The organism is Sphingomonas sp. Leaf67 (assembly GCF_001421965.1).
Classification (GTDB): Bacteria; Pseudomonadota; Alphaproteobacteria; order Sphingomonadales; family Sphingomonadaceae; genus Sphingomonas.
The window spans coordinates 62,559-83,253 of the sequence record NZ_LMLP01000001.1 but is presented as its reverse complement, the minus strand read 5'-3'; the positions used below and the strand labels follow the sequence as shown (position 1 = coordinate 83,253).

17 protein-coding genes and 1 tRNA gene are annotated in these 20,695 nt (G+C 64.3%); 12 read left to right on the top strand and 6 right to left on the bottom strand.

Features of this window, described 5'->3' with window-relative positions; genetic code table 11:
- Positions 1–106 precede the first annotated feature (106 nt).
- The 7 genes from ASE90_RS00405 (at position 107) to trxB (ending at position 11,171) form a co-directional block, all read left to right on the top strand.
- Positions 107–3,328, top strand: coding sequence for a TonB-dependent receptor (locus tag ASE90_RS00405; protein WP_055994488.1), 3,222 nt, complete (start codon positions 107–109; stop codon positions 3,326–3,328).
- Positions 3,328–4,014, top strand: a complete 687-nt coding sequence (locus ASE90_RS00400; protein WP_055994483.1) for a DUF6250 domain-containing protein — start codon at positions 3,328–3,330, stop codon at positions 4,012–4,014. The genes ASE90_RS00405 and ASE90_RS00400 overlap by 1 nt, the downstream gene beginning before the upstream one ends.
- Positions 4,015–4,031: 17 nt before the next feature.
- Positions 4,032–6,713, top strand: a complete 2,682-nt coding sequence (locus tag ASE90_RS00395) for a hypothetical protein (protein ID WP_055994481.1) — start codon at positions 4,032–4,034, stop codon at positions 6,711–6,713.
- Between the two features lie 163 nt (positions 6,714–6,876).
- Positions 6,877–8,802 carry a potassium transporter Kup gene (locus tag ASE90_RS00390; protein WP_235531600.1) on the top strand — a complete coding sequence of 642 codons (1,926 nt, stop codon included), beginning with the start codon at positions 6,877–6,879 and terminating at the stop codon, positions 8,800–8,802.
- 29 nt (positions 8,803–8,831) lie between these two features.
- The gene (locus ASE90_RS00385) at positions 8,832–9,317 is read left to right on the top strand and encodes a 2'-5' RNA ligase family protein (RefSeq protein WP_235531599.1); all 486 of its coding nucleotides are present in this window, start codon (positions 8,832–8,834) and stop codon (positions 9,315–9,317) included.
- A 50-nt stretch (positions 9,318–9,367) separates the two neighbouring features.
- Positions 9,368–9,444, top strand: a tRNA-Met gene (locus tag ASE90_RS00380).
- 779 nt (positions 9,445–10,223) lie between these two features.
- Complete coding sequence (gene trxB, locus ASE90_RS00375) at positions 10,224–11,171, top strand: thioredoxin-disulfide reductase (RefSeq protein ID WP_055994474.1); 948 nt, start codon at positions 10,224–10,226, stop codon at positions 11,169–11,171.
- A gap of 46 nt (positions 11,172–11,217) precedes the next feature.
- Here the strand turns inward: trxB and ASE90_RS00370 are convergent, their stop codons facing one another.
- From ASE90_RS00370 to ASE90_RS00360, 3 genes are all read right to left on the bottom strand, one after another.
- Entirely contained in the window at positions 11,218–12,174 is a 957-nt protein-coding gene (locus tag ASE90_RS00370; RefSeq protein WP_055994471.1) for an aldo/keto reductase, read from the bottom strand.
- The gene (locus ASE90_RS00365) at positions 12,171–12,353 is read right to left on the bottom strand and encodes a hypothetical protein (RefSeq protein ID WP_055994468.1); all 183 of its coding nucleotides are present in this window, start codon (positions 12,351–12,353) and stop codon (positions 12,171–12,173) included. Before ASE90_RS00365 ends, ASE90_RS00370 begins: the two co-directional genes overlap by 4 nt.
- 76 nt (positions 12,354–12,429) lie before the next feature.
- Positions 12,430–12,771 (bottom strand): hypothetical protein, encoded by a 342-nt coding sequence (locus ASE90_RS00360; RefSeq protein WP_055994465.1) that lies wholly within the window; start codon positions 12,769–12,771, stop codon positions 12,430–12,432.
- 128 nt (positions 12,772–12,899) lie between these two features.
- Here ASE90_RS00360 and ASE90_RS00355 point away from each other — a divergent pair, with 128 nt between their 5' ends.
- Genes ASE90_RS00355 through metH form a run of 5 tightly spaced genes read left to right on the top strand, consistent with a single transcriptional unit; the run spans position 12,900 to position 18,940 of the window.
- The gene (locus ASE90_RS00355; protein ID WP_055994462.1) at positions 12,900–13,853 is read left to right on the top strand and encodes an ArsR/SmtB family transcription factor; all 954 of its coding nucleotides are present in this window, start codon (positions 12,900–12,902) and stop codon (positions 13,851–13,853) included.
- On the top strand, positions 13,850–14,791 hold the full coding sequence (gene metF / locus ASE90_RS00350; RefSeq protein ID WP_055994458.1) for a methylenetetrahydrofolate reductase: 942 nt from the start codon (positions 13,850–13,852) through the stop codon (positions 14,789–14,791). The genes ASE90_RS00355 and metF overlap by 4 nt, the downstream gene beginning before the upstream one ends.
- Positions 14,792–14,814: 23 nt before the next feature.
- The gene (locus ASE90_RS00345) at positions 14,815–15,864 is read left to right on the top strand and encodes a homocysteine S-methyltransferase family protein (RefSeq protein WP_055994455.1); all 1,050 of its coding nucleotides are present in this window, start codon (positions 14,815–14,817) and stop codon (positions 15,862–15,864) included.
- An 18-nt stretch (positions 15,865–15,882) separates the two neighbouring features.
- A complete protein-coding gene (locus ASE90_RS19435) occupies positions 15,883–16,242 on the top strand; it encodes a hypothetical protein (RefSeq protein WP_156361356.1) in 360 nt (119 codons plus the stop codon).
- Between the two features lie 10 nt (positions 16,243–16,252).
- Entirely contained in the window at positions 16,253–18,940 is a 2,688-nt protein-coding gene (metH, locus tag ASE90_RS00340; protein ID WP_055994452.1) for a methionine synthase, read from the top strand.
- On the opposite strand, the gene ASE90_RS00335 is transcribed toward metH, so the two are convergent.
- Genes ASE90_RS00335 through ASE90_RS00325 form a run of 3 tightly spaced genes read right to left on the bottom strand, consistent with a single transcriptional unit; the run spans position 18,927 to position 20,628 of the window.
- Positions 18,927–19,718 (bottom strand): hydrolase 1, exosortase A system-associated, encoded by a 792-nt coding sequence (locus ASE90_RS00335; protein ID WP_055996956.1) that lies wholly within the window; start codon positions 19,716–19,718, stop codon positions 18,927–18,929. The two genes, metH and ASE90_RS00335, sit on opposite strands and share 14 nt — an antisense overlap.
- Entirely contained in the window at positions 19,703–20,359 is a 657-nt protein-coding gene (locus tag ASE90_RS00330) for a hypothetical protein (protein WP_055994449.1), read from the bottom strand. The genes ASE90_RS00335 and ASE90_RS00330 overlap by 16 nt, the downstream gene beginning before the upstream one ends.
- Entirely contained in the window at positions 20,356–20,628 is a 273-nt protein-coding gene (locus ASE90_RS00325) for an acyl carrier protein (RefSeq protein ID WP_055994445.1), read from the bottom strand. Before ASE90_RS00325 ends, ASE90_RS00330 begins: the two co-directional genes overlap by 4 nt.
- Between the last annotated feature and the right edge of the window lie 67 nt (positions 20,629–20,695).

Below are 20,695 nucleotides of genomic sequence, written 5' to 3'. Positions count from 1 at the left end.
CTGCTTTGCAACCCGTCCATTCGACGGTACGCAATGTCGAGCAAAGCGAATTTAATCGGCGACGGGGAACACCAACGCGCCGTGCCAGACATGAGGAGGGGTTTGCATGACGTCGTTCGCCAATATCCGTGGAATGCAGCTTCGCGGTGCCGCTTCCGGGCTTGCGCTGATCGTTGCACTGGGCAGCGTACCGGCACTGGCACAGGTCGCACCGAAAACGGGTAACACGACGACGACTGATGAGGTCCGCACCTCGCCGACCGATCCGCTCGACCAGGAAGCCGAAATTCTGGTCACCGGCACCCGCGCCTCGCTGCAGTCCGCCAACGCCCGCAAGAAGAACGCCGACACCGTCGTCGACTCGATCGTTGCGGAGGATATTGCCAGCTTCCCCGACAAGAACGTCGGTGAGGCGCTGGCCCGCATCACCGGTGTCCAGCTTCAGCGCGACTTCGGCGAAGGGTCGAAAGTCTCGATCCGCGGCGTCGAACCCGACCTGAACCGTATCGAGATCAACGGCGTCAGCCAGCAGGCACCCGACGGCAGCCGCAGCGGCGACTTCCGCGAACTGGCGGTTGAGCTGGTCAAGTCGATCGACGTGTATAAGGGCTATACCGTCGACCTGACCGAAGGCGGCATCGGCGGCACCGTGCGCGTCGAGACGCGCCGTCCGCTCGAACTCACCAAACCGTTGTTCAGCGTCAAGGGCGAGGCGCAGCGGCTGAACCTGACCGAGAAATGGCGTCCGCGCTTCAATCTGACGGCGGGCCGCTCGGACCTGTTCGACGGGCGGCTGGGCGTGCTGTTCAACGTCACGCACAGTGTCGTCGACACGCGCGGCGATTCGGTCGCCAACACCAACTGGCAGCGGTATTTCGACTTCGATCGCTCGACCGAAAAAACGGTCGCCAATCCCGCTTATGCCAATTTCGGCACCTATGAGAGCTGCGCGGGCACGACCGGCACGACGGCCGCGCTCGCGACCGCCAACCGCCTTGCCTGCGAAGACCAGTTCTTCGACTGGTCACCGGGTTCGGTGCGCTATCGCAATCAGGAGCGTACCGACGCGCGGACGTCGGTCGATTTTCAGGCGCAGGTCCAGCTGGCCGATAATTTCTCGGCGTGGGGCCAGGTCCAGCTGAACTATCGTAACCAGAATCTGCGCGACACCAACTATGGCCTGAACATGGGCGGTGGTCTGAGCGGTGCCGGCCTGTCCCTCAGCAACGGCGACTTCACCCGCTACAATCTCGATGCGGCGCTCGCCGCCAATGCCGCCGGGGGCACGTCGCGGGCGCGCCCGACCCAGTCGTTCGTCACGACCGAGGACCATATCCTGACAAGCTGGACCTCCGCGTTGAACGGCGTGACCCCGACCGGGTCGGGTGCGATCGCGAATTCGGCTGGGGCAAGCAACATCGTCGGCGTCCAGCGTCGCGATTTCAGCTTCGACAGCAACACGCGCTACCTCCAGACCGGGTTCAAATGGGACCTCGACCGGATGAAGATGATCTTCCTGGCCTCCCGGTCGGAAGGCAGCCAGGTCAACGAAACCAATCTGGTTTCGATCACGACCGGCGTGTCGGGGATCAGCTTCGATCGCCGGAACGACGCCGGGCTGCCGGTGGTGACGTTTCCCAGCAATTTCGATCCCGCCGACATCGGCTCCTACGGCGACAACACCCGCCGCGGTGCCAACGGCCAGTTGCTGGTTCAGTCCGGACCGTCGGTGCAGTATCGCCCGAGCCAGGCGGACTCGGCGGAGGACCAGCTGAAGCTCGACGTCGACTATGATCTCGACTGGGGCTTCCTCAAGAGCATCAAATTCGGCGGGCAGTATCGCAACCAGGATCTCGTGTCCTATGGCGCGGGCGGCGGGAGGCTGTTGTCGCCGGCCGTGACCGCGGTTCCGGCGGCGGGCATCGTCGGGCGTCCGGCAGTGTTCCAGTACAACAACAACGTGTCGCTCTCGACCGTGATCGGCTCGCCGCCGGCCACCGGCCCCGCGGCCGGCGTCACCTACTTCACCCCGGCGCAGTATCAGCAGTTCCTCGCGGCCAACAGCGGCCTTACCGGCGGCGCGCCGCTGTTCACCGGGATCAAGGGGATCGACGGAGCCCCGCCACGGTTGGCCCAGCCACTGTTCGATTTCGCCAACCTGTCGCGGTTCTACGACCTGTCGAACTTCAACCAGAGCCGGGTGCGTGAGGCCGATGGCCTGCCGCAGATTCCGGGTTACATTATCAGCGAAAAGATCGTGGCCGGGTATCTGCGCGCGAATTTTGGCACCGAGGTGTTCGGCATGAACCTGACCGGCAACGCCGGCATGCGCTACACCTACACCAAGGACGATTCGACCAGCAGCAACACGCGGCGCGAAAGCCGGGTGCGGCCGGGTACCGGCGTTCCCGGCATTCCGGCGGTGATCGAGGTCGTGACGGTCGCGGTGCAGGAAGTCACCCTGTCCAACGATTATCACGACTGGTTGCCCGCCGCGAACCTGTCGCTCGAAGTACGGCCCAACCTGTTCGTCCGCGCAACCTATGCCAAGAATCTCGCGCGGCCGCGGCCGAGCGATCTGTCGCCGGCGGTCAACTGCGTGATCGACCTCGCCGACACGATTGCGGGCGAAGACACCTGCTCGGCCGGCAATCCGGCGCTGAAGCCATATCGCGCCGATCAGTACGACCTGAACGCCGCATGGTATCCCAATGCCGACACCGTCGTCAGCGTCGGATATTATTACAAGGATATTAAAAGCTTCATTCTGCCTGCGTCGGTCATCGCCGGTGTCGACCTGTTCAACGACGGCGTGCTGTACACCGTGCGCCAGCCGAGGAACGGTTTCGGGGCGAAGCTCGACGGGTTCGAGTTCAGCGCATCGACGGTGTTCTCGTTCCTGCCGGCACCGCTCGACGGCTTCGGCGTCAACGGCAACTTCACCTTCAGCCGCGCGCTGAACAGCACGCTGACCAACCAGGCGACCGGGGAGGCTATCGACGACTTCCCAGGCCTGTCGAAGTTCACGTACAATGGCAGCATTTTCTACGACAAGGACTGGTTGAACGCGCGCGTCAGCTACAACAAGCGCACCGACTATCTGATCGCGGCGGTCGATGCGTCGAGCGCCAACAACCCGGTCTATCGTCGTGGCGAAACCTATGTCGACGCCAAGGTGCAGTTCCGCATCACCCCGCAGTACAGCATGTTCTTCGAGGCGCTGAATCTGACCAACGAACTGTCCCGGTCGTACATCGATGACGCCCGGCCGATCGAATATACCGACAGCGGTCGCCGTATCTTCATCGGTGCGCAGTTCAAGCTGTGATGCCATCGGCCGGCCGCGTCGTCGAACATCGCGGCCGGCCGGTACTATTCGCGTTGGCACTGGCGACCGCCGGTTGTGCCCATATTCACGATGGGCCGCCCGCATGGCGCACCGAAGCGGAATCGCCCTCGGCCCGTGTCCGGTTTCTACCCGGCGGCGTGATCGACATCGATACACCGCGCGGGCTGACCCTCTGGTATCCCCGACGTCTCGATGGTCCCGTGCGGATCACGTTCGATGCCATGCCGGTGTCGGCAGGCGGGCCGAACGATCAGGTGAGCGACCTCAACGCCTTCTGGATGGCGACCGATCCGGCGGCGATCGATCAGGCGGTCCTCGATCGACGCCGTAGTGGCCGGTTCGAGGACTATGATACGCTGACCACCTATTATGTCGGTATCGGCGGCAACCGGAATACGACCACGCGGATGCGCCGCTATACCGGACGCGCCGGCGACCGGCCGTTGCTGCCCGAACATGATCGCGCCGACCCGCCCGCCATGTTGCAGCCCAATCGCTGGACCCGGATCGCGCTGATTGCGGACGGGAACCGGATCGCGGTGGAACGCGACGGCCGCTCGCTCTTCGCGATGACCGACCCCAATCCCTATCGCAGCGGCTGGTTCGCGATCCGGACGACGCAAAGCCATTTGCGCATTCGCCGGTTGAAGATTTCCCGGCCCTGATCATCGGAGAGACGACCATGCCGATCACCCGCCGCGGCCTGTTGGGCGCGACCATGCTTGCGACCGGGCTGCGCAGCCTGCCGGCCATCGCCGCGCCTAGCGATCGGCGTCGACCGGTCGAAGCGCGCGCGGGTTGGGTAGAGGGAGCGGCACCGGCCGCGCATGTCGGCCAGACCTTCGGCATGGCATGGCCGCGCGGGCGGGTTTCGGCGCGGCAAGGATGGACGGTGCGTGACGACGCCGGGCGTCCGTTGCCCGCGCAGAGCTGGACTACGGCAAGCTGGCCCGATGGCAGCGTCAAATGGACGGCCCATGCCTTGCCCGCCGACGCCATGCCGGGCGCGGCCGTCGTCGTCGCCCCCGGCCGTGCGCCGCAACCTGCCTTGCCCGTCCGGGTCGAGGAACAGGTTGACACGATCGTCATCGCTACCGGCGACTATCGCTGGGAAATCGCCCGGAGGGGCGACGCACTGGTCCGCCGCGCGACCTGCGGTGACCGGACCGTGATGCGCGAAGCGGGACTGGTCGCGGAATTGCGGCAGGGATCGCCCGAAGGGCCGCGCCTGTCGCTGAAGGGACGCATCGACGACGTGCGCGTCGAGCAACGCGGGCCGGTCCGCGCGGTGGTGAAGGTCGAGGGGTATCACGTCGGTCCCGGTCAGCGTGTCCTGCCGTTCGTCGTGCGCCTCTACGCCTATGCCGGGTCGCAGGGGCTGCGGATCGTCCACAGCTTCGTCCATGACGTCGATCCGGCGGCGTTGTTCGTGTCGGGAATCGGCTTGACCGCGGCGGTGCCGATGGCCGCACCTCTGCACGACCGGCATGTCCGGATCGCGCTCGACGACGGGGCGATGTTTGTCGAGGCGGTGCGGCCGCTGACCGGGCTGCGGCGCGATCCGGGCGAGGCCACTCGCCTCGCGCAGATCGCCGGGCGGGCGACGCCGCCCGCAACGGCGATGGCGAAACCGGTCGGCGATCTGCTCGAGCGGATTCCGGCATGGAGCGACGTGTCGCTGGCGCAATTCTCGGGACAGGGCTTTACGCTGCACAAGCGCACTGGCCCCGATCAAGCTTGGATCGATGCGGGGGAGGGCGGCCGGGCACCCGGATTCGCCTATGTCGGTTCGCCGCAGGGCGGTGCCGCGATCGGTGCGCGCTGGTTTTGGCAACGGCATCCGGCCGAGATCGCGATAACGAACGCTGCGGCCGACAGCGCCGACCTGACGATGTGGCTCTGGTCGCCGCGCGCCGGGGCGATGGATCTGCGGCCCTATCGCGGCGTGATGGGAATGGATAATTTCGATGCCCAGAACGAAGGCTTGGCGGTAACCTACGAAGATTACGAGCCGGGCTGGGACAGCGCCACCGGGATCGCGCGCACCAGCGAATTGATGCTGTGGGCGTTCGAAGCGACTCCGCCGACTGAGCGATTGAAGGTGCTGGCATCGGTTGTCGCCGATCCCCCGCAACTGGTTGCCGATCCCGCCGGGCTGCACGCGGCGAAGGTCTTCGGCCATTGGAGCCTCCCCGATCGCTCGACGCCCAACCGTACCGTCATCGAGGATCAGCTGACCAATCTCGTCGATTTCTACGCGAGCGAAGTCGATCGGCGGCATTGGTACGGTTTCTGGAACCACGGCGACGTCATGCACAGTTATGACGCCGACCGGCATCAATGGCGCTACGATATCGGCGGCTTTGCATGGGCGAACAGCGAATTGTCCCCGGACCTGTGGCTATGGATGCAGGCGCTACGCACCGGCGGCGGACAGGCGTACCGACTGGCGGAGGCAATGACGCGTCATACTGGCGAAGTCGACGTTTATCACCTGGGGCGTTTCCGCGGCATGGGAACGCGCCACGGCGTGCAACACTTCAGTGACAGTTCTAAACAACCGCGTATCAGCAACGCCGCCTACCGGCGGATCTTTTATTATCTGACGGCAGACGAACGGGTCGGCGACCTGATGCGTGACCTGCTGACGTCGGACCGGACGCTGGCCACGGTCGAGATCGGACGAAAGGTTCCAGGCAGCGAACGTCCGACATTGTCGGCGGGACTGATCGAGATGTCGTTCGGGACGGTGTGGTGCTCGCTTGCTGCTGCGTGGCTGACCGAATGGGAACGCACCGGTGATCGGCAATGGCGCGACCGGCTGATCGCAGGCATGGACAGCATCGGCCGTCTGAAAAATGGCTGGATCGCGGGAAGCGCACCGTATGATCTCGCCAGCGGGCGTTTCGTCGGACCCGGTGACAGGGTATCGATATCGCATCTGAATGCGGTCTTCGGGGCGGTCGAGATCAATGCGGAGCTGCTGCAACTGCTCGACGTGCCGCGCTACCGCCAGGCGTGGCTCGACTACTGCCGGTATTACAATGCCCCTCGCGCAGAGTTCGAAGCGCGGTTCGGACCGCGTGAGGGTTCGGAAAATCTCGCCGAAGCGCATTCGCGACTGACCGCCTTCGCCGCGTGGGCCGAGAGTGACGCGAGCCTCGCCACACGGGCGGCAACCGAATTTTTCGCGGGCAAGGCTGGCCTTGGCACACGGCCGGGCGATCCCCGACGCAAACTGTCCGGTGGCGTCGTCGAATGGCCGGGCGTCAGCACCAATGCCGCATCGCAATGGGGGCTCGCCGCGATCGAAAATCTGGCGTTGATACCGGCGGCGATCGATATCGGCAGCATACGTCCGTAGCGCGGAATTGGAGCGTGACGTCGTTCATCTGCCATGCAGGTGACCGCGCCCATCACCGAACGTTGCGCGGCTGTGGTGCGCGTGCTACCGGCCCGCGCTCAAACCATTGGGACGCGGTCTACATGACCAACTTCGTTGCCACTTCGGCGCGGTCCCCGCGCCCGTGATATTTTCCCGAGAGGCTTCCAGCGAAGCCACCGACCTTCCCGCCGAGGGACCGGGCCATCACGGCCCGTCGCAGTCGCTCGCCAAGCTGTCGCTCGGCGCGCTCGGCATTGTCTACGGCGATATCGGCACCTCGCCGCTCTATGCGATGAAGGAGACCTTTGTCGGTCACCACCGGTTGCCAGTCGATCAGGTCAATATCTTCGGCGTCGTCAGCCTGGTATTCTGGTCGCTGATGCTGATCGTGACGTTGAAATACGTCTTTATCATCATGCGTGCCGACAATAATGGTGAGGGTGGCAGCCTTGCGCTGCTTGCCCTCATCCAGCGCAAGACGGGCGGTGGTCGCTGGACGTCCAGCCTCGTCATTCTCGGCGTGCTGGCGACCGCGCTGTTCTTTGGCGACTGCATGATTACCCCGGCGGTGTCGGTGCTGTCGGCGGTGGAGGGCCTGGCGACCGTGAATGCCGGGTTCGACCCGTTCGTGATCCCGATCGCGGTGGTCATCATGATCGCCCTGTTCTGGTTGCAGGCGGTCGGGACGGCAGGAGTCGGGCGGCTCTTCGGGCCGATCATGATTGCCTATTTCGTGACGTTGATCGGTCTTGGCATCATTAACATCCTCGACCGGCCGGAAATCATGCAGGCGCTGAACCCGATCTGGGCAGTACGCTTCTTTGCGCAGGACGGCGTGATGGCGTTTCTGGCGCTGGGGTCGGTCGTGCTGTCGGTGACCGGCGCGGAGGCGCTGTACGCTGATATGGGTCATTTCGGACGGCGTCCGATATCGATCGCGTGGCTGTACTGCGTGTTTCCGGCGCTGATGGTCAATTATCTGGGGCAGGGCGCGCTACTCCTCGAAAACCCCGCTGCCGCGTCCAACCCGTTCTTCTTCATGGCGTCGGAGGATTTCCGTCTGCCGCTGGTCATCCTCGCGACGCTTGCGACGATCATCGCCAGCCAGGCGGTCATCACTGGCGCATTCTCGGTGGTGCAGCAGGCGGTGCAACTCGGCCTGATGCCCCGTCTGCGTATCGAGCATACCAGTGCGGATGCGGCCGGGCAGATCTACATTCCCGCCGTGAACTGGGCGTTGCTCATCATGGTCCTGCTGCTGATCTTCGGGTTTCAGGAATCGTCGAACCTCGCCGCGGCTTATGGCATTGCCGTAACTGGCACGATGTTCATCAGCACCTGCATGATCGCGGTGCTGGTCAAGCGCGTCTGGAACTGGCCGGTGGCCGCCGTGGCGGCGTTCATGGCGATCTTCCTCTGTATCGACGGCGCCTATTTCGCGTCGAACCTGACGAAGGTTCCCGATGGTGGCTGGTTCCCGTTGCTGGTCGGGATCGTCGTCTTCGTCCTGCTCACGACCTGGGCCAAGGGACGCAAGCTGATGATCGAGCGGATGCGTGAATCCGCGATGCCGATCAAGGTCTTCATCCAGTCGGCGGCAAGTTCGGCGACGCGGGTGCCGGGCACGGCGGTGTTCATGACGTCGACGCCCGAGGGTGTCCCGCACGCGCTGTTGCACAACCTGAAGCACAACAAGGTACTGCACGACCGGGTCATCCTGCTGACGGTCAAGATCGCCGATACGCCCTATGTCGATCCGGAAGTGCGGACCAAGAACGAGGATCTGGGGCAGGGCTTCCACCGCATGATCCTGAAATTCGGATTCATGCAGGATCCCGACGTACCGGGGGCCTTGAAGGTGGTCGGTTGCTGTGGTGGCGATTTCCGGATGATGGACACCAGCTTCTTCCTCGCCCGACAGACGCTGTTGCCGTCCTCTCGGCCCGGGATGATGATCTGGCGGGAGAAGCTGTTCGCCTGGATGCTGCAGAATTCGGAAAGCGCGATGGAGTTTTTCCGCCTGCCGACCAACCGCGTGGTCGAACTGGGTAGTCAGGTCGAAATTTGACCGACACGTCACTTTCCGCTCCCATCATCGTGACCGCCGTATTCGGTCACGAGGATCAGGCATGGTTCGAGCGGCAGCGTCGGGCGTATTTCCCGCCGGAGCGTAACGTACTCGCGGCGCACTGCACGATGTTCCATCATCTGGCACCGGAGCTGGGTGCCGAACTCAAACGCCGCTTGAACGCGGCGACGCGTGGGCAGGCGGCACCGGTCGCGCGGATCGGCGGGTTGATGAATTTGGGTCGCGGCGTCGCCTATCGCATCGAATCGCCCGATCTCGAAGCGATCCGTGCCGATCTCGCCGATGCCTTCGGCTCGATGCTGATACCACAGGACCGGAGCGGATGGCGTCCGCACGTCACTATCCAGAACAAGGTCGAGCCCGCCGAGGCCAAGGCCCTGATGGCAACCCTGTCCGCCGAATTTTCGCCGCGACCGGTCAAAATCGCAGGTTTGGCAAGCTGGTGGTATCGCGGTGGCCCATGGGAAGCATTTTCTCGCCACATGTTCGCTTGACCACGACGATTCCCGTTCGTATAGGGCCGCCTCCCGACGGGAAGTGGCGGGGCGAAGTAGCTCAGTTGGTTAGAGCACGGGAATCATAATCCTGGGGTCGGGGGTTCAAATCCCTCCTTCGCTACCACCGTATTAGTATCGACGGCGTGTCCATTCGACTTACCGGTCTCTGGACTGCGGACCATGTCTGACGGGACGCCATTCCAACGTTCCTGTTGAAGCAGGATCGATAACATCCGATGTGGCAAGTGATATTCGCGTGCGCGAAGTCGCATGTTCAGTCATTGCGTATCGGCTGAGTGAGCTGACGGCGTCGGATCTGACTTTAGTGTTTAATCGGACACCGCCTATACCTACTGCGCTGCTTGGTGCCCGGGTGCCAGTCGGTTAGCTGTTCGTCACGTTTAGGCGACCCGGTTGCGAACCGTCAGATCGGACGATCCTGCCGTCAATATAGTCTTTGTCTGGTAAGGGTTGCCGTTCTGTCGTTCGGGATCACAACGCGCGTCCGTCCAAACCCGGCGATGCAAGATGCGGCGCAGAAGTCCACACCGGCGAACGAGCTACCGGTTTTTGTGTCCCAAAATCGAACCGTTGTCTGCTTTGTTCGTTCATCTTCAACGACGATAGCGGAGAGGTTCGGAGATGGTTACCATTAGTCAACGCCGTCCGGTGATAGAAGGGCCGCGCGATCGTCCGCCGAACATGACCGGGTTAATCCTGTGCACCCTGCTGGCGATCCCGTTCTGGGGAGTGGTTCTCGCAGTCGTCCTTTGACCTCCTGCCCAAGATACGCTTGCGGCGGGTTCGGGATTCCCCATGTTGCGTTCGAATGTCGGCTCTGATTAGACGGGCCGAATGCCTCGAACGGAAAATGTCACGATGTCTGTAACCCATCATACCCGCATGCTTGTCCTCGGCTCAGGCCCGGCTGGCTTGTCCGCAGCAATTTATGGGGCGCGGGCCGGGATGGAGCCTATTGTAGTTCAGGGTATCCAACCCGGTGGTCAGTTGATGACCACCACCGATGTCGAGAATTATCCGGGCTTTCGCGATGTCGTGCAGGGGCCATGGCTGATGGGCGAAATGCAGGCGCAGGCCGAGCATGTCGGTACCCGGATGATGTGGGACACGATCGTCGATGTCGACCTGACGCGCCGCCCGTTCCGCCTGACCGGCGACAGCGGCGAGGTGTACGAAGGCGAGGTGCTGGTGATCGCGACCGGCGCACAGGCCCGGTGGCTCGGCCTTGAAAGCGAGGAGTTGTTGAAGGGCAAGGGCGTATCGGCCTGCGCGACCTGCGATGGGTTCTTCTATCGCGGCAAGAAGGTCGCGGTCATCGGGGGCGGCAATACCGCGGTCGAAGAAGCGCTGTACCTGACCAATCACAGCGACGATGTCACCATCATCCATCGCCGGGACAGCTTCCGCGCCGAACGCATCCTGCAGCAGCGTCTGTTCGCCAGCGACAAGATCAGCGTCCTGTGGAACAAGCAGGTCGAACGCTTCGTCGGTGGTGGCAGTCCGCACGGGCTGGTCGGTATCGAACTGAAAGATACGATGACCGGCGAGTTGTCGATGCTGGAGGTCGATGGCGGCTTCGTCGCGATCGGTCATCATCCAGCGACCGAGTTGTTTCGCGGGCATCTGGCGCTCGACGACGACGGCTATATCGCGGTCGAGACCGGATCGACCCGCACCAGCGTACCGGGCGTGTTCGCCTGTGGTGACGTAATGGACAAGGTCTACCGCCAGGCAGTGACGGCAGCGGGAACCGGTTGCATGGCCGCACTGGACGCCGAACGGTTCCTGCAGGCCGCCGAGTTCGACGAACTGGCCGAAGCTGCGGAATGACGCTGGGGGCGGGGGCGGGGGCGTCCCGGCACCCCCGCACGAAACGCTAGACGCCGGCGTTGGTCAGTCGGGCGAGTTGGTCGTCGGACAGCTGCATGCGCCACGACCCGACCAACTCTTCCAACTGCGCAACGCTGGTCGCACTGGCGATGGGGGCCACGACACCCTCCTGCGCGGCCAGCCACGCTAGCGCCAGTTGCGCGAGCGTCGCACCGGTCTCCGTAGCTACCGCGTCCATTGCGGCCAGAACCGCCGCCCCCTTGCCCTCCAGCAACGTCGCCATGCCCGCGCCCCGGACGCTTTGCGACAGATCCTGCTTCGAGCGGTATTTTCCGGTCAGGAAGCCGGCGGCAAGGCCGTAATAGGGCGCAACGCCGATATTATGTTCGACGCATAGATTCTGGAGCTCGCCTTCATATTTATGCCGGCTGACCAGATTATATTCGGGTTGCAGGACGTGGAAGCGCGGCAAGCCCTCCGCGATGGCGATATCGATCGCCGATTTCAGTCGCATCGCCCGGAAGTTCGACGCGCCGAGGACCCGGATCTTGCCGGCATCGATCAACCGGCCGAACGCGGCCAGATACTCCGCCTGCGGTACCGCCTTGTCATCCTGGTGCGCATAATACAGGTCGATACGGTCGGTGCCGAGCCGCGCAAGCGAGGCCTCCGCCGCTGCCGCGATGCGCGCCGGGGCCAGCTTTTCGCCACTGTCGCCGGGCAGCATCCCGACCTTGGTCGCGAGCACCACACGGTCGCGCTTGCCCGATTGCCGCAACCATTCGCCGATGATCGTCTCGGACTCCCCGCCGCGATGGCCATCGACCCATGCCGAATACACATCGGCCGTATCGATCATCGTGCCGCCCATGTCGACGAACGCGTCGAGAATACGGAAGCTCTCGGCGCGGTCGATCGTCCAGCCAAAGACATTGCCGCCAAGGATCAGCGGTGGGGTGACGAGTTCGGTCGCACCCAAAGTGCGCAGCGAGAGATCGGTCATCGTGATTCCTTCTGTTGCGCCGTCAGCACATTGGCGTCGATACTGTTCGCATCCAGCATCGCTGCAGCATCGTTCAATGCCGCTGCTTCGCTGTCGGTGACTCCACCCGGCGCGCTCGGCTCGTCAGCCGAGCTGCAAGCGGCGAGTAACAGCAAGGGGAGCACATGGGTCTGCCGCATCGATCGCCTTCCTACGGAAAAGGCCGCACCCCGTTGCATCGGGGGACGGCCTTTTGATCCAGATAACCGCAGTACGTCAGCGCTGGAGGTCGCGTCCGGCCTGTTCGAGGCTCTGGCCGGCTTCACGCTGGGCGTTGTCGGTGGCCGCATCGGCCTTTGCCGCGCCGCGATCGATGGCGGCACCGGCGCGATCGGCTGCGTTCTCGATCTTGTCGCCTGCGCGATCGGTGGCGTTTTCAGCCGCTCCCAGCGCACGCTCGCCAGCGGTCTGGACGTCGTTGACGGCCTCACCCATCGTGGCGTTCACGTCGGCAGCAACGGCGTCGGCGGCCTCGCCGGTTTCGTTCTGGGTCTTTTGGCTGCAGGCTCCGATCGAGAGTGCGGCGACGGCGATTGGCAGCAGAAGAAGCTTTTTCATGGCGGTTTCCCTTCCGTTATGATCGCCGCCCAACGCGTCAGCAACGCTACGGTTTCATGTGCGCAACGATGATGCAAAGCAGCACGCGATCGATTGACCCATATAAAGATATCTTTATATGATGACCCATGGCTCTTGCCCTCGATATCCTGCGCGCAGCCAGCGACGCGACCCGGTTGCGGGTGCTGACGCTGTTGCGATCGATGGAATTGTCGGTGGGCGAGTTGGCACAGGTGCTGGACCAGAGCCAGCCTCGGGTCAGCCGGCACGTGAAAATCCTGTGCGATGCCGGTCTTGCGGTTCGCCGCAAGGAGGGTAGCTGGGTCTTCGTTGCGCTCGGGACACCGGCGGTGGTCGATCCGCTGTTGGCGGCACTCGATGCGTGGACGCCGGCGGACGATGCCGCGACCGCAGACGATCGGGCGCGGTTGGCGGCGGTACGCGCCGATCGCACGGCCGCCGCCGCTTCGTGGTTCGAGGCACATGCCGGCGAATGGGACGCGATCCGGTCGCTGCATATTGCCGAGGAGCAGGTCGAAGCGGCGATGATCGCGGCACTGGGTTCCGCACCGATCGCACTGTTGGTCGATATCGGTACCGGCACCGGACGGATGCTCGAACTGTTCGGGCCGCAGGCCGCACAGGCGATCGGGATCGACCGGTCTTCGGAAATGCTGCGGCTGGCGCGGGCGAAGCTGACCGAGCGCGGCATCGATCAGGCCGAGTTGCGGCAGGCGGATATTTACGCATTGCCGCTGGATACGGCGGTCGCCGATGCGGCGGTGCTGCATCACGTGCTGCATTTTGTACAGCATCCGGGTGCGGCGATCGAAGAGGCTGCCCGCGTCCTGCAACCGGGCGGGCGGTTGCTGATCTGTGACTTCGCGCCGCACGAGCGCGAGGAATTGCGGCAGCGCGATGCCCATGCGCGACTGGGTTTCTCGGACGAACAGATGCTGGGCTGGTTCGCGAGTGCGGGCCTTGCCCCGGTGTCGACCCGGACATTGGGCGGCGGCGAACTGACGGTGAAACTCTGGATGGCACGGCGGACGTTCGACGTGCGCGAGGTGAAGGCAGCATGACTCCTACCATTTCCGACCTCGAAGAAGCGCGGCGCGCACTGGATGCACCGTTGTTCGCCGATCTGGCGGGCGATTGTGCGGTCAGCTTCGAATTCTTTCCGCCCAAGAGCGACAAGATGGAGGCGGCACTGTGGGAAACGGTGCGCGCCCTCGAACCCCTCGCACCGAAATTCGTGTCGGTGACCTATGGCGCGGGTGGATCGACGCGCGAGCGGACCCATGCGACGGTCGCCCGCATCGCCCGCGATACGTCGATGCCGGCCGCTGCCCATCTGACCTGTGTCGAGGCGAGCCGCGCCGAGATCGATCAGGTCGCCGAGGAATATTGGCAGGCGGGCGTGCGCCACATCGTCGCACTGCGCGGTGATCCGCCGACCATGGGGCAGAAGTTCGTCCCACACGCCGATGGCTATGCCAATGCCGCCGATCTGGTCGCCGGGCTGCAAAAGCTGCATCCGTTCGAGATTTCGGTCGCGGCCTATCCCGAACTCCATCCGGACTCGGAGCATCAGCAGGCCGATCTCGACAATCTGAAGCGGAAGATCGACGCCGGCGCGACGCGGGCGATCACCCAGTTCTTCTTTACGCCCGAAGCGTTCTTCCGCTTCCGCGATGCTGCCGCTGCGGCAGGCATCAGCGCGGAGATCGTGCCGGGCATCCTGCCGGTGTCGAACGTGGGGCAGGTGCGCAAGTTCGCCGGGCTGTGTGGCGCGTCGATCCCGGCGTGGATGGACCGGCTGTTCGAGGGGCTGGACGATCATCCCGGTGCGCGGCAACTGGTCGCGGCGACGGTGGCGGCGGAAATGTGCCGCAAGCTCTATGCCGGCGGCGTACGCGATTTCCACTTCTACACGCTCAACCGTGCCGAATTGTCCTACGCCATTTGCCATCTGCTGGGGCTGCGGCCGCGTGCGACGCCGGTCGTCGCGGCAGCCTGATCCGAAGGTTCGAAGGAAGACCCATGACCTCCGCTCGCGAACGTCTGAACGCCGAAGCCGCACGACGCGTCCTCATTACCGATGGCGCGTTCGGTACCGAAATCCAGAACTGGAAATTGTCCGAGGCCGACTATGCCGGCAGCCTGATGCTGGGGCATGACCAGAAGGGCAACAACGACATTCTGGCGATCACCAAGCCCGAGGTGCCGGAGACGATCACCCGCGCCTATCTGGACGCCGGGTCGGATATCGTGTCGACCAACACCTTCAGCGCCAACCTGATCAGCCAGGCGGATTATGGTGCCGAGGCGCTAGTGGCCGATATCAACATTCAGAGCGCCCGGATCGCCCGGACATTGGCCGACGACTATACCGCGCGCGACGGCCGGCCGCGCTTCGTCGCCGGGGCGATCGGACCGACCAACAAGACGCTGTCGCTGTCACCCGACGTCAACGATCCGGGGTATCGTGAAATCGATTTCGACCATCTGAAGAAGGTCTATCGCGAACAGATCGATGCGCTCGTCAGCGGCGGGATCGATTTCGTGCTGATCGAGACGGTGTTCGATACGTTGAACGCGAAGGCCGGGGTGATGGCGGCGATCGAGGCCGGGCAGGCGCTGGGCCGCGATCTGCCGATCATGCTGTCGATGACGCTGACCGACCTGTCGGGGCGTAACCTGTCGGGACATACGGTCGAGGCGTTCTGGCATGCGGTCCGCCATGCGAAGCCGGTGACGATCGGGCTGAACTGTTCGTTCGGGGCGGAACAGCTGCGCCCGCATGTGAAGACCTTGTCGGAGATCTGCGACACGCTGATCATGGTGTACCCCAATGCCGGGCTGCCCAACGAGCTGGGTGCCTATGACGAGGCGCCGGTGACGACGGCGGCGCTGGTCGGCGACTGGGCCGATCATGGGCAGGTCAATATTCTGGGCGGCTGCTGCGGATCGACGCCCGCGCATATCAAGGCGATGGCCGAGCGGGTAAAGGGTGTTGCGCCACGCCGGGTGCCGAAGGTGCCGGTCCAGACGCGGCTTGCGGGCCTCGAACCGTTCACGATGGCGGCTTAAGTTCAAGGGAACGCGCTGATGTTTGATGTGCCTTTCAAGTGGATGTTCGACAAGCCGGCCGAAATTGCCGCTTTCCGCCGTACTTCCTATTCAGCGGCGGCCAAAGAAATCGCGGCTGCTTGGCGCAAGGAGAAATTCGCATCGCGTGACCATATTTTCCCGATACTAGCGGGTCTGTGCGTAGACAGTAACCCGGATTTGTTTGATGAAATTGAAATTTTGGCAGATGCGATGATCGAACATGATCCCGCCACGGCAGATCGGATAGCGGATCTACTAGAAAAAATGCGAGCAACCGCGGTATGGGGTGAAGTGCGACATAACCACATTACCAAGGGCCGTGACAGAACTGCGCTCTTTTTGAAGCTTGTTGGATAGTCAGTAGACAATGATCTCTTCCGCTCAATTCGTCAACATCGGCGAACGCACCAACGTGACCGGCTCCGCTCGCTTCAAGAAGCTGGTGATGGCTGGCGACTATGCCGCCGCGGTCGAGGTCGCGCTGCAACAGGTCGAGAGCGGGGCGCAGGTCCTCGACGTCAATATGGACGAGGGGTTGCTCGACGCGCATCATGCGATGACGACGTTCTTGAAACTCATTCAGGCCGAGCCGGATATCGCGCGCATTCCGGTGATGGTCGACAGCTCGAAATGGGACGTGATCGAAGCCGGGCTGAAATGCGTCAGCGGCAAGCCGATCGTCAATTCGATCAGCATGAAGGAAGGCGAGGAGCAGTTCCTCCGCCAGGCTCGGATCTGCATGAACTATGGCGCGGCGGTCGTGGTCATGGCGTTCGACGAGGTCGGGCAGGCTGATACGCAGGCGCGCAAGGTGGAAATCTGCGGCCGGGCCTATGACCTGTTGATGACGATCGGCTTTCCGCCCGAGGACATCATCTTCGATCCCAACATTTTCGCGGTGGCGACGGGGATCGAGGAACACAACAATTACGGCGTCGACTTCATCGAGGCTTGCCGCGAGATCAAGGCGCGTTGTCCGCACTGCCATATCTCGGGCGGGCTATCGAACCTCTCGTTCAGCTTCCGCGGTAACGAGCCGGTGCGGCGAGCGATGCATTCGATCTTTCTCTATCACGCTATTCCGGCCGGGATGGACATGGGGATCGTCAATGCCGGTCAGCTAGACGTGTACGACACGATCGACGCCGAACTGCGGACTGCGTGCGAGGACGTCATCCTCAATCGCGATCCGGGCGCGACCGATCGTCTGATCGCGCTGGCCGAGAAGTACAAGGGCACCGACGCGGTCGCGGAAAAGGCCGCGGCGGAATGGCGATCGCTGCCGGTCGTGAAGCGGCTGGAATATGCGCTGGTCAAGGGCATCGACGCGCATGTCGTCGACGATACCGAGGAGTGCCGCCAGCAGTTCGCACGGCCGATCGAGGTGATCGAAGGGCCGCTGATGGACGGGATGAACGTCGTCGGCGACCTATTCGGGTCGGGCAAGATGTTCCTGCCGCAGGTCGTGAAATCGGCGCGCGTCATGAAGAAGGCGGTCGCTCACCTGCTGCCGTTCATCGAGGCGGCGAAGGAGCCCGGTGCGAAGGGCAAGGGCAAGATCATCATGGCGACCGTCAAGGGCGACGTGCATGATATCGGGAAGAACATCGTCGGGGTCGTACTGCAGTGCAACGGGTTCGACGTGGTCGATCTGGGCGTGATGGTGCCGTGGACCCGCATCCTCGAATCCGCGAACGAGAATGATGCCGACATGATCGGCCTGTCGGGGCTCATCACGCCATCGCTCGACGAGATGGTCACCGTGGCCGAGGAGATGAAGCGTGCGGGGATGACCATGCCGCTGCTGATCGGCGGGGCGACGACGTCGAAGGTTCACACCGCGCTGCGCATTTCGCCGGCGTATGACGGACCGATCGTCCATGTGCTCGACGCGAGCCGGGCGGTCGGCGTGGCGACGACGCTGGTCAGCGATACCGGGCGCGACGCCTTTGTCGCGCAGGTCGCCGCGGATTACGAAGCGGTGCGGATCGCGCGGGCGGGCAAGGGGCAGAGCGAACTGACGCCGATCGCCGATGCGCGGACCAATGATTTCAAGGCGGATTTCGCCCAGAAGCCGGGAGCGCCCGCTCAGCCCGGACGGCATGTGTTCGACGATTGGGATCTGGCGGACCTGCGCGACTATATCGACTGGACGCCGTTCTTCCGGGCGTGGGAGCTGGCCGGGAACTTCCCGGCGATCCTGACCGACGCGGTCGTGGGTGAGAGCGCGTCGTCGCTCTACGAGGATGCGCAGGCGATGCTCGACCGGATCATCGCGGAGAAATGGCTGACGGCGAAGGGGGTTGTGGCGCTGTGGCATTGCCGCGCGCAGGGCGATGACGTGATCGTCGACGTGCCGGCCGAGCAGATCGAACCGGCGCTGGAGGCCGGGCGGGTGTCGCCGCTCTCGGGGGTGCCGCACGATTTCGCGACGCCGCTGCAGAACAGTCATGCGACCCATGCGATCCGGATGCCGTTCCTGCGCCAGCAGGTGCAGAAGCGCGAAGGGCGGGCGAATATGTGCCTGACCGATTTCGTCGATCCGGCGGGCGACTGGATGGGCGGGTTCGCGGTCGGCATCCACGGGATCGATCCGCATATCGCGCGGTTCAAGACCGAGAATGACGATTATCAGGACATCTTGCTGAAGGCGCTGGCCGACCGGTTTGCGGAAGCGTTTGCCGAGCGGCTGCACCATCACGTGCGGACGGTGTTGTGGGGCTATGCGCCCGACGAACAGCTGACCAACGAGGCGATGATCCGCGAGCAATATCGCGGCATCCGCCCGGCACCGGGTTATCCGGCATGCCCCGACCATAGCCAGAAACCGATCCTGTTCGAGATGCTGGGCGCGACGCAAGCCACTGGAATCACGCTGACCGACAGCTTTGCCATGCTGCCGACGGCGGCGGTGTCGGGGTTCTATTTCGGGCATCCGGACAGCGCCTATTTCGGGGTGGCGCGGATCGGTAGGGATCAGTTGGCGGACTATGCGGCGCGGCGCGGGGTCAGCGTCGAGCAGGCGGAACGGTGGCTACGGCCTAATCTCGACTGAGGGCGGCCAGCACCTGGGCGCGCAACCAGTCGCGGTCGGCGGGGCGAGCAAAGCTGTGGCTGGCCGAAGCGTGGTGGTGCACGGGGATGCGGGCGCGCAGGTCCGAAAGGTGACGAAGGTGCCACGTGGCGAGGAATGCGCGGGCGGTGTGGTCGTCGGTCGCGAGCAGGATGTCGGTCGGGATGCCGGAAGCCAACCCCTCGGCAACGCGATTGGTCAGGCCAGTTGGGGTTCGGCGATCGGTGGCGAGGGTGACCAATCCGCGCGTCAGGCGGCCGAAGTTGACACGACCGGTCAACAGACGCTTCCACTCTGCGGGCGAGCGGAGCCGCTGCGCATAGGTCGCGCGGATCGCGGCGGGCGGGGGCAGGTCGTTGGTCGGTTCGACGACCCACGGATTGGCGAGCAGCAGGCGGTCGATGCCGGCCGTTGCATGGAACAGGGCGAGGGCGGTGGCAGCGTCGCAATTGCCGAATGCCACGATCCGTTTCGCGCAGGTCGCGGCGCGCAGCCATGCGGTCGCGCACATCAGGTCCGGCGCGGCCGACAGGAACCCGCCATTGGTCCCGGTCGAATCGCCGATGCCGCGGCGGTCGTAGCGCAGCACCGGAAAGCCCGCCGCCGCCACCGCCGCCGCCAGCAGCGTCATGCCGCGATGCGCACCGATCCTGAGTTCGTTGCCGCCCGAGACGATCAGCAGCGCGGTGTCCCCTTCGGCGGGATCGAGCGTCGCGGCGATGGTTTCACCGGCGCAGGGGATGGTCACCAGCCGACGCAAGCGCGGCTCCATGCGGCAAGGTCGTCGGCGAGGGCGGCGGCAAGGTCGGGGTCGTCGCCCGGTTCGCTCCTGCGCCACAGCGGTGCCGCGTCGATGCGAAGGTCGGCGGGGCCGGGATCGGCGCCGAGGCGGACGATTCGCAAGGGCTGTGTCGTCGCGGGCATGGCGGCGGGCAGTTCGGCGAGCAGCGTTGCCGACAGGTGGTTGCCGCCGATGTCGGCAGTGTCGCCGTCGCGTTCGATACCGATGCGCGAGAGCTCCCGGAGCAGCCGCTCGCCCGACTGGGGTGCCAGATGCCAGCGGCCCGCGACGTTCGCGTCATCGTCGAACAATGCACCGGCACGGATCGCGGCGGTGATGACCGGACGATCGGTCGCGGCGACCAGTGCGGCGACGGCGCGCCGCCCGTTGGCAAGGCTAACGGCCTCGGTCGGGAACAGGCTTTCGCCCTGTCCCGGCAGGTCGGGCAGGATGCCGGCAACGTCGCGCGCGGCCAGGGCGCGCAACAGACCGACCGCAAAGGTGCGGGTGCGGTTGGCCTCCTCGAACGGTGGCAGCAGCAGCAGGACGACCGGGCCGGTAGCAGGACCGAAGCGCCAGAGCGCCTCGCTGCCACCGGGCCAGTCGTAGCGGTCGATCAAGCGGGCGCCTTGGCGCTCGCGAAGCGGACCAGCGCGCCGAAGGTTTCCATCGTGTCGCCGTCGATATCGTCGTCCTCTATCAGGATACCGAGCCGGTCCTCCATTTCGGTCAGGACGCCCGCGACTGCCATCGAATCGAGTTCGGGGAGCGCGCCGAACAGCGGCGTCGCATCGTCGAAGGCGGCGGCGCGTTCGGCAGACAGGCCCAGCACGTCGCGCAACACCGCGCGGACGGTTTCCTCGGTCGATGCTGAACCCTGTGCGATCACGTCGTTTCCCCTGTCGGCGAACCGGTCGCCGGATCGCGGGTGTGTAGGGGTTGGGCGGCGGGATGCC

What these genes read in the sequence shown, in the direction of transcription:
- ASE90_RS00400 (WP_055994483.1), top strand. Translation starts at nt 3,328, where the DNA reads ATGCCATCGGCCGGCCGCGTCGTCGAACATCGCGGCCGGCCGGTACTA.
- ASE90_RS00345 (WP_055994455.1), top strand. Translation starts at nt 14,815, where the DNA reads ATGACCTCCGCTCGCGAACGTCTGAACGCCGAAGCCGCACGACGCGTC.
- metH (WP_055994452.1), top strand. Translation starts at nt 16,253, where the DNA reads ATGATCTCTTCCGCTCAATTCGTCAACATCGGCGAACGCACCAACGTG.
- trxB (WP_055994474.1), top strand. Translation starts at nt 10,224, where the DNA reads ATGCTTGTCCTCGGCTCAGGCCCGGCTGGCTTGTCCGCAGCAATTTAT.
- ASE90_RS00365 (WP_055994468.1), bottom strand. Translation starts at nt 12,353, where the DNA reads ATGCGGCAGACCCATGTGCTCCCCTTGCTGTTACTCGCCGCTTGCAGC.
- ASE90_RS00355 (WP_055994462.1), top strand. Translation starts at nt 12,900, where the DNA reads ATGGCTCTTGCCCTCGATATCCTGCGCGCAGCCAGCGACGCGACCCGG.
- metF (WP_055994458.1), top strand. Translation starts at nt 13,850, where the DNA reads ATGACTCCTACCATTTCCGACCTCGAAGAAGCGCGGCGCGCACTGGAT.
- ASE90_RS00405 (WP_055994488.1), top strand. Translation starts at nt 107, where the DNA reads ATGACGTCGTTCGCCAATATCCGTGGAATGCAGCTTCGCGGTGCCGCT.
- ASE90_RS00395 (WP_055994481.1), top strand. Translation starts at nt 4,032, where the DNA reads ATGCCGATCACCCGCCGCGGCCTGTTGGGCGCGACCATGCTTGCGACC.
- ASE90_RS00360 (WP_055994465.1), bottom strand. Translation starts at nt 12,771, where the DNA reads ATGAAAAAGCTTCTTCTGCTGCCAATCGCCGTCGCCGCACTCTCGATC.
- ASE90_RS00370 (WP_055994471.1), bottom strand. Translation starts at nt 12,174, where the DNA reads ATGACCGATCTCTCGCTGCGCACTTTGGGTGCGACCGAACTCGTCACC.
- ASE90_RS19435 (WP_156361356.1), top strand. Translation starts at nt 15,883, where the DNA reads ATGTTTGATGTGCCTTTCAAGTGGATGTTCGACAAGCCGGCCGAAATT.